Origin of the sequence: Streptococcus macedonicus ACA-DC 198 (assembly GCA_000283635.1) — a bacterium.
Lineage (GTDB): Bacteria > Bacillota > Bacilli > Lactobacillales > Streptococcaceae > Streptococcus > Streptococcus macedonicus.
Genome location: HE613569.1, coordinates 1,654,498 through 1,668,256, shown reverse-complemented (window position 1 = coordinate 1,668,256; position 13,759 = coordinate 1,654,498). Strand labels below are relative to the sequence as shown.

Here is a 13,759-nt window from a genome sequence, read left to right as displayed (position 1 = left end):
GAAGGATTTTATGATGGTAAGAGAGGAGATTTCATGAATCATAACGATGTTATTTACACACAGACAGATAGTGCACTGAATCGTTTCTTTGCTAAGATTTACGGTTTGGTCGGCGTTGGAATAGGGTTATCAGCTTTGGTATCATTTTTGATGCTATATGTGTTTACTGATAATATGGTTAATATTATTGTTTACCATCCATTTGTTTATTACGGTGCTATCTTTTTAGAGCTTGCTTTGGTTTTCTTAGCTAGTAATGCTGCTCGTAAAAATACGCCTGCTGCTTTGCCGTTGTTTCTATTTTATTCGGCATTAAATGGCTTTACACTTAGTTTTGTTATTGTGGCATACACGCAAACAACGGTTGTTCAAGCCTTTGTTTCATCAGCTTTAGTCTTTGGTGTTATGGCTATTATCGGAACTTTTGTTAAAAGAGATTTGTCTGGAATGGCTAAGGCACTTATGGCAGCATTGATTGGTATCATTATTGCTAGCTTAGTCAATATGTTTATTGGTTCAGGCACAATGAGTTATATCATTAGTATCATTTCAGTTTTGATTTTCTCTGGTTTGATTGCTTATGATAATCAAATGATTAAACGTGTTTATGAGAGCACTGGAGGTAATGTTGGTGACGGCTGGGCAATTTCAATGGCATTAAGTCTTTACCTTGATTTTATTAACTTGTTCTTGAGTTTGCTTCGTATTTTTAGAAGTGACGATTAAGTATGATAAGAAAATGCTGGTACAGTTAAATCTGTATCGGCTTCTTTTATTTTTAGGGATTTCCATTGGTGATTTTGGCGCTTTGTGTTATAATAGTCCTAATATTTTGAAAATTCGAGGGATAAATATGAAAACACCTTTTATTTCAGCTGAAGAGCTTCAAAAAATTACTGATGAATTTCCAACGCCATTTTACCTTTATGATGAAAAGGGTATTCGTGAAAAAGCTCGTGCCTTAAACAAAGCTTTTGCTTGGAATAAGGGGTTCAAGGAATATTTTGCGGTTAAGGCAACACCGACACCTGCGATTTTGAAGATTCTTCAAGAGGAAAATTGTGGTGTGGATTGTGCGACAGAAGTGGAATTATTGATGAGTCATAAGCTTGGTTTTACCGATATTATGTTTTCATCGAACGATACTCCTGCGCGTGAATTTAGATATGCTAAAGAAATCGGAGCAACGATTAATCTTGATGCTTATGAGCATATTGCTTTCTTGAAAGAAGTGGCTGGGCTTCCTGAAACCGTCTCGCTTCGTTACAATCCAGGAGGTGTTTTTGCTCTTGGAACAGATATTATGGATAATCCCGAAGAATCTAAATTTGGGATGACTAAAACCCAATTGATTCAAGGCTTCAAAGATTTGAAGGCAGAAGGCGTCAAAAACTTCGGTATTCATTCGTTTCTTGCTTCAAACACAGTCACAAATGATTACTATCCTGAATTGGCGCGTCAATTGTTTGAATTGGCAGTTGAAGTTAAAGAAAAAACAGGTGTGGCTGTCAGCTTTATCAATTTGTCTGGTGGTATTGGGGTCAACTATCGTCCCGAACAAGAACCAAATGACATTGCTGTGATTGGTAAAGGCGTTCATCGTGTCTTTGATGAGGTATTGATTCCAGCTGGACTTGGTGATGTTAAAATCTTCACCGAACTTGGTCGCTTTATGTTGGCACCGCATGGTTTACTTGTAACCAAAGTTCGTCATCGTAAACAAACTTATCGAACTTATATTGGGGTTGATGCGTCAGCAGTTAACCTGATGCGCCCTATTATGTATGATGCTTATCATCATATCACTAATGTGTCTAATCCTAATGGCAAACTTGAAGTGGTTGATGTTGTCGGATCACTTTGTGAAAACAATGATAAATTTGCGAAACAGCGTGAACTGCCAGAAGCGCGTGTTGGTGATACGCTTGTGATTCATGATACTGGTGCGCATGGTTTTTCAATGGGGTATCAATACAATGGTCGCCTACGCTCGGCTGAAATCCTTTATCAAGAAGACGGTAGTGCTCGCTTAATCCGCCGTGCAGAAACACCAGAAGATTACTTCGCAACTATCAAAGGATTTGATTTTAATAACTAAATAACACCATAAAGCACTCACTTGTGCAATCAAAGTATTGATTGACATAAAGCGGGTGTTTTTTAGTGGCGAATTGTCAAATTAAGTGTACATTTATCCCATAAAAAACTTCATAAGGTGTTTTCCAGTTTAGACATTTTCGTGGTCTATTGTTTAATTTATCTTCCCATTCCTGAATAATTAAGTGTTCTACCTCTGTTAAGTCACTTCCTTTTGGAAAATACTCTCGCAATAAGCCATTCAAGAATTTGTAAACTCTTTCTATTTCTGCTATAATGGGTGTTGTAGAAAAACTTAGGAGAAAAATATTCATGACAACATTTCTTTGGATTTTGTTAGTTTTGGTCGCCCTTCTTGGTGGCCTTGTTGGTGGCGTTTTTATTGCTCGTAAACAGTTTGAAAAGGAAATTGGTGAACACCCACGTTTGACGCCTGATGCGATCCGTGAAATGATGAGCCAAATGGGTCAAAAACCTAGCGAAGCTAAGATTCAACAAACTTATCGTAACATTATCAAACAATCAAAAGCAGCTGCAGCAAAAGCTAAAAAATAATCTTTAATCTTTGGTTTGAAAAAATAATTGTCAATTGCTGTGATTGGTGTCGTTGATATTCCAAAAAGTCAGTCTCTTTTGGCTAAGATTTTCGAGCACAGAGCTCAGAAATGAATGACTCAGTTGGCTCACCAACTGAGTTTTTTCTAAGTCCATGATTAGAAAGAAGATTCTATGGATAATAGACCAATTGGTTTTTTAGATTCTGGAGTTGGTGGATTAACAGTTGTACGTGAGTTAATGCGTCAGCTGCCACATGAAGAAATTGTATATATTGGAGATTCGGCTAGAGCGCCGTACGGTCCTAGACCTGCTGAACAGATCCGCGAATACACTTGGGAATTGGTTAATTTTCTCTTGACACAAAATGTTAAGATGATTGTATTTGCTTGCAATACCGCAACAGCAGTCGCTTGGGAAGAAGTTAAGGAAAAGCTGGATATTCCTGTTTTGGGAGTTATTTTGCCAGGTTCTAGCGCAGCCATTAAATCAACTCGTAATGGAAAAATCGGTGTGATTGGAACGCCGATGACAATCAAGTCGGATATTTATCATCAAAAAATAAAATCATTGGCACCGCAAATGAACGTTACAAGCCTCTCTTGTCCTAAATTTGCTCCTCTTGTAGAATCTAACGAAATGACTTCAAGTGTTGCTAAAAAAGTTGTTTATGAAACGTTAGCACCGCTTGTTGGTAAAGTCGATACATTAGTGCTCGGATGTACACACTATCCTTTGCTTCATCCGATTATTCAAAACGTAATGGGACCGAATGTCAAACTTATTGATAGTGGGGCTGAATGTATTCGTGATGTATCGGTTTTGTTAAACTACTTTGAAATTAATCGCAGTCGCACACAAGATGACGTGACACATGCGTTTTACACAACAGCAAGTAGCCAGAGTTTCAAAGAAATTGCTGTGAATTGGCTTGCTAAAGATATTGATGTGCAACACGTTGATTTGAAAAAGCTGAACAAATAGAAATAGGATTGTAATAAATGACTGATAAAATTTATGAGTATAGAGATGCTGAAAATTGGTTCCTTGGTGAATGGGGCGGATTTAACACCATTTCAGGTTTAGGAAACATTAGTAATGATGCCCTTTCTGAATTGAGTTTAAAAGTGGCTAAATTGAACACAAGCAAGTGTTACGGTAATTGCCACGGAGATTGTCATTCCGATGATAGAAATGGTTATAATGTGACTGTTGTGAAAAAATCATCAGATTTTCAATTGATTCGTTTTGTCGCTGATATAATTAATCAAGAAACAAATCGCAAGCTTGAAGTGACACAACGTGCGGGAGCAGTGATTGTTACGGAAGCTGAACAATTGCTCTTGGTTCATTTGCCAGAAAACGGTGTTGAAGCATCGGCTTTCTTTGGACAAACTTCTGAAACTGCCTTTGGTGATACGATTTTGATTGCAACACGTAATGAAGGCAAGACCAAAGAATTCCGTAAGATGTTTGAAAAAATCGGTATCAAGGTTGAAAATCTTAATGATTATCCTGATTTACCAGAAGTTGAAGAAACTGGCATGACTTTTGAGGAAAATGCACGTTTGAAAGCTGAAACCATTTCAAAATTGACAGGGAAAATGGTCTTGGCAGATGATTCAGGATTGAAAGTTGATGCTCTTGGTGGACTTCCTGGGGTTTGGTCAGCTCGTTTTTCTGGACCAGATGCGACTGACGAATCAAATAATGCCAAATTACTTCATGAGTTGGCTATGGTATTTGACCATAAAGAGCGTTCTGCACAATTCCATACTACTTTGGTGGTTGCAGCACCAGACAAAGACAGTTTAGTTGTTGAAGCTGACTGGCCAGGATACATTGCAATGGAAGCAAAAGGCGATAACGGCTTTGGCTATGACCCATTGTTTATGGTCGGTGAAACTGGACGTCACGCAGCTGAATTGACTGCTGAAGAAAAAAATGATATTTCGCACAGAGGATTGGCTGTTAAGAAATTAATGGAGGCATTCCCAGTATGGCAAACAAAACAATAATTGTAATGAGTGACTCTCATGGTGACCGTGAGATTATCAATGATATTAAGACAAAATACCAAGGGGAAGTAGATGCTATTTTCCACAATGGTGATTCTGAATTGCCAAGTTCGGACACGATTTGGGAAGGTATCAAGGTGGTTCGTGGCAACTGCGATTATGACAATGGTTATCCTGAAAGATTAATCACTTATCTCGGTGATGTTGTTGTGGCACAAACACACGGTCATCTTTATAATATTAATTTTACGTGGGATAGATTGGATTTATTTGCCCAAGAAGCGAATGCTAATATTTGCCTTTATGGTCATCTACATCGTCCAGCAGCTTGGCGCAATGGCAAAACAATCTTTATCAACTCAGGTAGTGTTTTACAACCACGTGGTGATGTGAAAGAAAAACTCTATGCCAAAGTTGACATTACTGATGATAAGATTAAGGTAAATTATTACACACGTAATCACGACCTTTTTCCTGCACTTTCTAAGGAATTTGATAGATGATAGCAAAAGAATTTGAAGAGTTTCTTCTCAGTCATTTGGAACATTATTTGATTCCAGCAGAGGATTTAGCTATTTTTATTGATACTCATAATACCGACCATGCCATGCTTTTATTAGCTAACAATGGTTATTCGCGTGTTCCAGTTATTACCAAAGATAAAAAATATGTTGGAACCATTAGTATTGCGGATATTATGTCTTATCAAGCTAAAAATCAGCTGACAGACTGGGAACTAGCTCAAATAGATATTGGTAAAATGGTAAATACTAAAATGGAAACGATTAGTGAAACGTCGGATTTGACGGATATTATGCACCTTTTGGTAGATTACCCATTTCTACCTGTTTTAAATAAAAATGACCAGTTTTTGGGCATTATCACTCGTAAATCGATTCTAAAGGCGGTGAATAGCCTTTTACACGATTTCACTGATTATTACACGATTACTCCGAAAGATGATTGATTTTATTCAAGATTTTATTGATAGCAAGCCCTTATCTGAAAATACAAAGAATGCCTATTTTTATGATTTGCAACAATTCATTGAAGCTATTGATGGCAAAGTTAACAAAGAAAAGCTGGCATTGTATGAACACTCTTTGTCGCCTTTAAGAGCTTCGGCTAAAAAACGAAAAATTTCAGCGGTCAATCAGTTTCTGTATTTCTTATATGAAACAGACCGACTGAACCATTTTTACAAGTTGAGTAATAAAGAGAAAATAACAACAAAACCAGTTGAGCTGGCGCTTTTGGATTATAGTTCTTTTTATCAAGAAACGAATTGTCAAGCAGGGCAGCTAATTGCGCTTTTGATGATTGAACTTGGTTTATCACCAAGTGATATTCAACAGTTAAAAGTTGCTGATTTTGATTTGAATTTTGCTGTTTTGCGCGTGCAAAGAGCAGGTTTAGTGAGGGTTTTAGAGCTTCCTGAAAAATTATTGCTTTATGTAGCAGCAAGTTCTTCAGAGAATCAGCTTTATCTTTTTGACAATCAAGGGAAAACTTATTCACGTCAATGGTTTTTCAATCAACTAAAATCATTTTTAGCAACCTTGGATTTAGATTACTTATCTGCGCAGGCAATTCGCCAGCAATACATTTTGCATCAAAAAGCAGCAGGTAAATCAATATTGGAGGTTAGTCGTAATCTGGGCCTTAAAAGTCCAGTGACTTTAGAGAAATTTTATAAATAATGGATATTAAGTTAAAAGATTTTGAAGGGCCTCTGGATTTGCTTTTGCACTTGGTTTCAAAATACCAAATGGATATTTATGATGTGCCAATTGTAGAAGTTATTGAGCAATATTTGGCTTATATTTCAACCTTGCAAGCCAGGAAATTAGAAGTGGCTGGTGAATATATGGTTATGGCAAGTCAGCTGATGTTTATTAAAAGCCGTAAGCTTTTGCCAAAAGTTGTCGAGGCAGAGTCAGAAGAAAACGATCCTGAACAAGAATTGCTGACCCAAATTGAGGAATATCGCCGCTTTAAAACGATTAGTGAGGAACTGTCAGCGCAGCACGACGAACGTGCTAAATTCTATTCAAAACCAAAGCAAGAATTAATTTTTGAAGATGCTGTGTTAACACACGATAAGACGGTCATGGATTTGTTCTTATCGTTTTCACATGTCATGGCTGAAAAACAAAAAGAATTAAAAAATAGCAATACAGTTATCGAACGTGATGATTACCGCATTGAGGACATGATGACAATCATTGTGGAACGTCTTAATGCGACAAAAAAACTAGTGTTGACAACCGTTTTTCGTGAATGCCAGACACTTCCTGAAATGATTACCATTTTTTTGGCAACTTTGGAATTAATCAAAGTTCACGAAGTTGAGGTTGAACAAGAAGAAAATTTTGGTGACATTGTTTTACGTAGTGTTAGCTAAGCTGTCAAATCTTGTAGAAGGCATTTAGCAAAAGAGGATTAAGAAAGGAAGTTACATGAACTATTTAGCTCAGATTGAAGCCCTCCTTTTTGTGGCAGGTGAAGAGGGATTGAGCTTGCGACATTTGGCTAGTATGGTTAATTTAACCCCGACAGCTCTCCAACAACAATTGGAAAAATTAGCCCAAAAATATGAAACAGATGAGACATCAAGTCTCTGTATGATTAAAACCGCAGGTAATTATAAAATTGTAACGAAGGAAATCTTTGCTGACTTACTACGAGAGTTTGCTAAGACACCTGTCAACCAAAGTTTATCGCGTGCGAGTTTAGAAGTTCTGTCCATTATTGCTTATAAGCAACCTATTACACGTATTGAAGTTGATGATATTCGTGGGGTGAATTCAAGCAGCGCTATTAGCAAACTAATGACTTTAGGACTGATTACAGAAGCAGGGAAAAAAGAAGTTATTGGTCGTCCAAATCTATATGCGACAACTGATTATTTCTTAGATTTCATGGGCATTAACGACTTGAGTGAATTAATCGACGTTTCCAATATTGAGTTGGTCGATGAGGAAATGACCCTTTTTGATAATTCTGGCTTGCCTGAAGAAGGTTAGACAGTCGCTAAAAATAACGAAATACTGTAAAATAACCATAAAGTCAATTGGTATTTTATAGCATGTAGTAAAGGAAAGAGAATGAGAATTAATAAATATATTGCCCATGCGGGGGTTGCTAGTCGTCGAAAAGCTGAGGAGCTTATCAAAAAAGGCTTGGTAACGATTAATGGTAAGGTGGTTACAGAACTGGCAACAACGGTCAAATCTGGTGATGTTGTTGAGGTTGAGGGCTCACCGATTTATAATGAAGAAAAGGTTTATTATCTTCTTAATAAGCCTCGTGGTGTCATTTCAAGTGTTTCAGATGAAAAAGGTCGTAAAACAGTTGTTGACTTGCTGCCAAATGTTACCGAACGCATTTATCCTGTTGGACGTTTGGACTGGGATACAACTGGGCTTTTGATTTTGACTAATGATGGTGATTTTACAGATGAAATGATTCACCCACGTAATGAAATTGACAAAGTCTATTTGGCGCGTGTTAAAGGTATTGCAACGAAGGAAAACTTACGCCCATTGACACGTGGTGTGGTGATTGATGGTAAAAAGACAAAACCAGCACGCTACAATATTGTCAAGGTTGACCCTGAAAAAAATCGTTCAGTCGTTGAGTTAACTATCCACGAAGGACGCAATCACCAAGTCAAGAAAATGTTTGAATCTGTTGGACTTTTGGTGGATAAATTGTCTCGTACACAGTTTGGAACGCTTGATTTGGTAGGACTTCGTCCAGGCGAATCACGTCGTCTCAACAAAAAGGAAATCAGTCAATTGCACAATCTGGCTGTCAATAAACAAAAATGATGAAAAAAAGTCTTATTGCTCTTGTGAAATGGTATCAAAAACGGATTTCACCCATGTCACCGCCGTCATGTCGCTATCGCCCAACGTGTTCTAATTACATGATTGGCGCGATTGAAAAGCATGGTTTAAAAGGTATTTTAATGGGAATTGCACGTATTATACGTTGTCATCCATTTGTGACAGGTGGCGATGACCCAGTTCCAGACTATTTTACGCTTCGACGCAATAAAGATTTTCGCACAAAGAAAGAGGAAGGCTAAGGCTTTCCTCTTTTCGTTATTTAATATTTTGACCAAGTTTTTGGAATGAAGAGTAGTAACATTGGGTAAATTTCCAAACGCCCGGCAATCATAGCAAAAGACATGATTAATTTTGAAAATGGGCTAAAGATAGCAAATGTGTCACTAGTACCAAGCATTGGTCCGATATTATTGAAGGTTGAAGCAGCGGCGCTGACAACGACCATAAAGTTATTACTATCTAACGATAAGATTAAAATCAGTCCAACCAACAGTGTGATGTAGAGTGAAAAATACTTCAAGACACCACGTTGCGTTTCTTTGTCAAGTGGTTGATAATTGACATGGAGAGTCATAATGCGATTAGGGTAAAGCGTTGATAAAACTTGATTTCTTGAGATTTTGGTTAAAATCAATGCTCGCATAACTTTGAGCCCACCAGCTGTAGAACCAGCCGAACCGCCGATAACCATCAGAATGAGCAAGATAACTTGAGAAAAGAGCGGCCAGACGGTTAAATCAGTAATTCCGAATCCTGTTGTCGTAATTACATTAGTAACTTCAAATAGTGCATTTTCCAATCCTTTACCAGCACTTGCATATAGCCCACTAACATTGAGCCAAATAAGCGCCGTAGAAATGACAATGATGCCGATATATGTTCTTAGTTCTTCATCTTTAAAGAATGCTTTGAATTTACGAAGGAGTAGGAAATAATACAAGTTGAAGTTGATTCCGAAAAGAAGAACAGCAACAGAGACAATATTGGTAATGAGTGAGCTGTTATAGTGAGCAATCGAATCATTATAAACAGCGAAGCCACCAGTACCTGCACAGCCCATGGCTGTAACGATACTATCATATATTGGCATGCTAGCTATTTTTAAAATAATAGCAAGTACAACGAACATTGTCAGGTAAATAATGTATAAAATCTGTGCCGTTTCTTTTAATTTGGAAACCAATTTACCAAAAACAGGTCCAGGGACTTCAGCTCGCATGACTTCGAGGTGGCTATTTTTACTATTTTCCATAATGGCTAGCGCGAAAATAAGCACTCCCATACCACCGATTAAGTGGGCGAAACTTCGCCAAAAAAGAAGTGAGTGCGTTAAGACGCTGACATCAGGTAAAATGGTTGCTCCCGTTGTTGTAAATCCTGAGCTCATTTCAAAGAAGGCATCGATGATGCTTGGAATTTGCCCAGATAAGACAAAAGGCAGTGCTCCAAAGAAAGACCAGAGTATCCAACAGAGAGCGACAATCAATAACCCTTCTTTGGTATAAATGTGGTAATTTTTAGGCTTGAAAGCAGAACCCAGCAAACCAAGAATAAGAAGGATACCAATTGTAATGCCAATACTGTTGAGCACACGCAATGGCTCACTATAAATAATGGCGACCAACATTGGTACAAGTAGAAGCGCCGCTTCAATTAAGAGTAATTTTGAAAGGAGGTAACGAACCATACTTCTATTCATAACTTACCTCGCTAACAAATCATAAATGCGTGTGATGTTTTTCAAGAAGGTAACAACGACAATTTTATCACCAACTTGTAGAACATCTTCACCTGTAGGATAGATTGTTTTTCCTTTGCGGATGATGGCAGCAATCAAAATATTATCTCTGAATTTCAATAATGATAAGCTCTTACCAGCCATTTTATTGGATTCACGAATTTCAAATTGCAAGGATTCAATGCGTCCGTTGGCAATGTGGTGCATGGCATCAAGGTTTGAATCTTGTGCATTAACACGTCCGCGAATGAAGTGCATCATGGCATCAAGGTTTGAATCTTGTGCATTAACACGTCCGCGAATGAAGTGCATCATGGTATCAACAGCGATACTTTTTGGTGTGACAATACTTGAGAATTGACTGGTATCAATAATCTCAAGCAAACTTGTACGGTTGACTTTGGTAATATTTTTTTGCACTCCCAAGGTCTCAAGGAACATTGAAGTGATAATATTTTCTTCGTCAACCCCTGTCAAGGTAGCAACAGCATCAAAGTTTTCAACACTTTCTTCCAATAACACATTTTTGGCAGTACCATCACCTTGAACAACATGTACATCAGGAAACTCTTGGCTAAATAGTTCAGCACGTTCCTGATTGTTTTCAATCACTTTAAGATTGATTCTTGTATGTTTTAAGATGTTGAGGAGATAGTATGCGATTCGTCCTGCGCCGATAATCATCAGATTTTTAATGATTTTGGTTTTGACAAAGTTGTGGAAGAGAATCATTTCCACACGATTTCCTGTGACAAAAATCTTATCTCCCGTTTTGAGAACGGCATCACCATCTGGAATAATCAGCTTACCTTGGCGTTCAATGGCACAGATGACAATATTGCCAAATTTCTTTCGGAATTGGCTAAGTGTCATTTGACAAAGCTTACTGCCGTCAGCAATCATAAATTCCATTAACATGACGCGACCGTTGACAAAGTGTTCTACGGAAAGTGCATTTGGAAAATCAACTGAGTTGGCAATGTAGCGAGCTGTTAGCAACTCTGGATTGACAACAAGTGAGAAGCCAAGAAAGTCTTTATCTTTAAAATAGGCGTTAGAGTATTCTGGATTGCGCACACGAACAACGGTTTCTTTAGCTCCCATCTTTTTAGCCAAAACAGCAGAAATCATATTGACTTCATCTTCGGCAGTTAGGGCGATAAAGATATCACAGTTGCTAACATCTGCTTGTTCGAGAATTTTAAAATTGGCTCCGTTACCAACAATCCCCATAATATCTTGACGTTTGGTGATGTTTTTTAAAACGGATTCTTTCTCTTCAATTAAGACAACATCGTGTTTTTCTTCAACAAGAGAGCGACAAAGCGCGGTACCAACCTTACCTCCGCCGACAACAATTATTTTCATTCTTACCTCCGAAATGCATCAATCCCATGATACACTTTTTTTTCTAAAAATACTAGCTATTTAATCATTTGTAACCCCTTTCTTTATAGAGCTGTTTTCCTAATTAAAGAAGAATGGTTGAGATAGATTCTGTATTTTTGAAAAATTCACAGAAGGTAACATTGATTGTTAAAATTATATAACATTTTTACAAAATACTTGCTAAATGAGAAGGGGAGAATTATAATAAATCATTATCTAATTTTAGGGAGAATTTCAATGCTTGAAAAGTTAAGAAATGTTTTTATCGGTAATCCATTAAAATCAGCTGGCGAGTCTGATGAAGAACATTTATTGTCTAAGTCACAAGCGTTAGCGATGTTATCGAGCGATGCTCTTTCGTCTATTGCCTATGGACCAGAACAAGTTATCTTAGTTTTAACAACGATTTCTGCGGCAGCTATTTGGTGGTCTCTACCGATTGGATTATTGGTTTTGGTATTGTTAGTTAGTTTGACAATATCTTACCAACAAGTTATTCACGCCTATCCAAAAGGTGGCGGAGCATATATGGTTTCAACTGAAAATCTATCGCCAAGTATGGGATTGATAGCTGGTGGTAGTCTTTTGGTTGATTACATGTTGACGGTAGCAGTATCCGTATCATCTGGTGCTGATGCAATTACATCAGCTTTTCCTGCTATTAAAGAATTTAATCTGGAAATTTCCATTGTATTGGTTTTGATTTTGATGTTTATGAATTTGCGTGGTTTGCGTGAATCAGCGACATCTCTGATGATTCCAGTTTATCTTTTCATTGTTAGTATCCTTTTTTTAATTGGTTATGGTAGCATTCAAATTGCAACGGGGCACCTTGCTTATAGTGCAACAGCACATGTTGGTAAAGTTGTTCCTGGAGTATCTTTGATTCTTTTACTAAGGGCTTTCACAAGCGGTTCGGCTTCCCTTACTGGTGTTGAAGCTATTTCAAATGCGGTACCATTTTTCAAAAAGCCTAAGGAAAAAAATGCTGCTGGCACGCTTGCTATAATGTCAATCATTTTAGGGGCTATGTTTGCTGGCATCACTTTCTTGAACTATTGGTTGGGCATTTTGCCGTCAGCACATGTGACTGTCTTGGCGCAAATTGCTCAAAAAATCTTTGGCGATTCAGCAATCGGAAATGCACTTTTCTATATTTTCCAGTTGTCAACAGCTCTTATCTTAGCTGTGGCAGCCAATACTGGCTTTTCAGCCTTTCCAATGTTGGCTTTTAACATGGCTAAAAATAAATACATGCCACACCTTTTCATGGAAAAAGGAGCTCGTTTAAGCTATTCTAATGGGATTATTACCTTGGCAGTTGGAGCAATTGTTTTGCTTTGTATTTTCAATGGTTCAACAGAACGCCTTATCCCACTTTATACAATTGGTGTTTTCATTCCATTTGCACTTTCACAAACTGGTATGGTCATACACTGGAAACGCAAATTTGGCAAAGGGTATTTGAAACATTCAGTTGCTAATATTTTAGGAGCAATCATTTGTTATCTGATTATATTGATTTTATTGATTTTTAGAATCGGTGAAATCTGGCCATTCTTCCCAATTATCGTAGTCTTGATGATTCAATTTTATTCGATTAAGAGCCATTATAATAATGTTGCCATGCAGTTGCGTCTAACAGATGATGTCAAAAATATTCATTACGATGGCAATACGGTTTTGATTTTGGTTGGGAATATCACACAAGCAAGTATTCGTGCCATTAATTATGCCAAAAGTATTGGTCAAACCGTTGTTGCTATGCACGTCTCAACGTTAGAAACCCGTGAAAAAGATTTGGAAATTGAACAAGAATTCAAGACCTATTTCCCAGACGTAACGTTTGTCAATATCGAATCAAATTATCGTGATATTGTGAAACCAACAATGTCATTTGTTCAAAAAATGAATCAGGAAGCCAAGAAAAACAATCACACCATGACAGTGATTATTCCAAAATTCATTCCAAAACACAGATGGCAAAATATTCTTCACAACCAAATGAGCTTGCGCTTACTTGCTCGCCTACGCTGGTATGAAGATATTATCATCGCAATTTATTCCTATCATTTGAAAAAATAATGCACACAGCCCTGAATTTCAGG

The 13,759-nt window shown here is 37.5% G+C and carries 15 protein-coding genes and 1 pseudogene; 13 read left to right on the top strand and 3 right to left on the bottom strand.

All coding sequences use genetic code 11. The features are described from left to right. The first annotated feature begins 33 nt into the window (after positions 1 to 33). Both SMA_RS08350 and SMA_RS08345 read left to right on the top strand, forming a co-directional pair. Positions 34 to 726, top strand: a complete 693-nt coding sequence (locus SMA_RS08350; protein WP_014295143.1) for a Bax inhibitor-1/YccA family protein — start codon at positions 34 to 36, stop codon at positions 724 to 726. A 127-nt stretch (positions 727 to 853) separates the two neighbouring features. Further along, on the top strand, positions 854 to 2,098 hold the full coding sequence (locus SMA_RS08345) for a diaminopimelate decarboxylase (RefSeq protein WP_014295142.1): 1,245 nt from the start codon (positions 854 to 856) through the stop codon (positions 2,096 to 2,098). Positions 2,099 to 2,174: 76 nt separating this feature from the next. On the opposite strand, the pseudogene SMA_RS12220 reads toward SMA_RS08345, so the two are convergent. Continuing rightward, positions 2,175 to 2,339: pseudogene (locus tag SMA_RS12220) on the bottom strand (IS30 family transposase); the annotation flags it as partial. 70 nt (positions 2,340 to 2,409) lie between these two features. Between SMA_RS12220 and SMA_RS08335 the strand changes: the two are divergent. From SMA_RS08335 to yidD, 10 genes are all read left to right on the top strand, one after another. Then, positions 2,410 to 2,652 carry a YneF family protein gene (locus SMA_RS08335; protein WP_012962405.1) on the top strand — a complete coding sequence of 81 codons (243 nt, stop codon included), beginning with the start codon at positions 2,410 to 2,412 and terminating at the stop codon, positions 2,650 to 2,652. A 174-nt stretch (positions 2,653 to 2,826) separates the two neighbouring features. Then, the gene (racE, locus tag SMA_RS08330; RefSeq protein ID WP_014295141.1) at positions 2,827 to 3,636 is read left to right on the top strand and encodes a glutamate racemase; all 810 of its coding nucleotides are present in this window, start codon (positions 2,827 to 2,829) and stop codon (positions 3,634 to 3,636) included. Positions 3,637 to 3,653: 17 nt separating this feature from the next. Continuing rightward, positions 3,654 to 4,670 (top strand): nucleoside-triphosphate diphosphatase, encoded by a 1,017-nt coding sequence (locus SMA_RS08325; RefSeq protein ID WP_014295140.1) that lies wholly within the window; start codon positions 3,654 to 3,656, stop codon positions 4,668 to 4,670. Beyond that, positions 4,652 to 5,173, top strand: coding sequence for a metallophosphoesterase (locus SMA_RS08320; protein ID WP_014295139.1), 522 nt, complete (start codon positions 4,652 to 4,654; stop codon positions 5,171 to 5,173). The genes SMA_RS08325 and SMA_RS08320 overlap by 19 nt, the downstream gene beginning before the upstream one ends. Then, a complete protein-coding gene (cbpB, locus tag SMA_RS08315) occupies positions 5,170 to 5,637 on the top strand; it encodes a cyclic-di-AMP-binding protein CbpB (protein ID WP_014295138.1) in 468 nt (155 codons plus the stop codon). The genes SMA_RS08320 and cbpB overlap by 4 nt, the downstream gene beginning before the upstream one ends. Beyond that, positions 5,630 to 6,370 carry a site-specific tyrosine recombinase XerD gene (gene xerD / locus SMA_RS08310; RefSeq protein WP_014295137.1) on the top strand — a complete coding sequence of 247 codons (741 nt, stop codon included), beginning with the start codon at positions 5,630 to 5,632 and terminating at the stop codon, positions 6,368 to 6,370. Before cbpB ends, xerD begins: the two co-directional genes overlap by 8 nt. Continuing rightward, complete coding sequence (locus tag SMA_RS08305; protein WP_014295136.1) at positions 6,370 to 7,074, top strand: segregation/condensation protein A; 705 nt, start codon at positions 6,370 to 6,372, stop codon at positions 7,072 to 7,074. The genes xerD and SMA_RS08305 overlap by 1 nt, the downstream gene beginning before the upstream one ends. 55 nt (positions 7,075 to 7,129) lie before the next feature. Then, positions 7,130 to 7,696: an SMC-Scp complex subunit ScpB gene (scpB, locus tag SMA_RS08300; protein WP_014295135.1), complete on the top strand. Its 567-nt coding sequence runs from the start codon at positions 7,130 to 7,132 to the stop codon at positions 7,694 to 7,696. An 81-nt stretch (positions 7,697 to 7,777) separates the two neighbouring features. Continuing rightward, positions 7,778 to 8,503 (top strand): pseudouridine synthase, encoded by a 726-nt coding sequence (locus SMA_RS08295; RefSeq protein ID WP_014295134.1) that lies wholly within the window; start codon positions 7,778 to 7,780, stop codon positions 8,501 to 8,503. Then, the gene (gene yidD, locus SMA_RS08290) at positions 8,500 to 8,763 is read left to right on the top strand and encodes a membrane protein insertion efficiency factor YidD (RefSeq protein ID WP_014295133.1); all 264 of its coding nucleotides are present in this window, start codon (positions 8,500 to 8,502) and stop codon (positions 8,761 to 8,763) included. Before SMA_RS08295 ends, yidD begins: the two co-directional genes overlap by 4 nt. 20 nt (positions 8,764 to 8,783) lie before the next feature. Here the strand turns inward: yidD and SMA_RS08285 are convergent, their stop codons facing one another. Both SMA_RS08285 and trkA read right to left on the bottom strand, forming a co-directional pair. Further along, positions 8,784 to 10,223 (bottom strand): TrkH family potassium uptake protein, encoded by a 1,440-nt coding sequence (locus SMA_RS08285; protein ID WP_014295132.1) that lies wholly within the window; start codon positions 10,221 to 10,223, stop codon positions 8,784 to 8,786. 3 nt (positions 10,224 to 10,226) lie between these two features. After that, positions 10,227 to 11,630, bottom strand: a complete 1,404-nt coding sequence (trkA, locus tag SMA_RS08280) for a Trk system potassium transporter TrkA (protein WP_014295131.1) — start codon at positions 11,628 to 11,630, stop codon at positions 10,227 to 10,229. Between the two features lie 258 nt (positions 11,631 to 11,888). Between trkA and kimA the strand changes: the two genes are divergently transcribed. Beyond that, positions 11,889 to 13,736, top strand: a complete 1,848-nt coding sequence (kimA, locus tag SMA_RS08275) for a potassium transporter KimA (protein ID WP_014295130.1) — start codon at positions 11,889 to 11,891, stop codon at positions 13,734 to 13,736. The last annotated feature ends 23 nt before the right edge of the window (positions 13,737 to 13,759 follow it).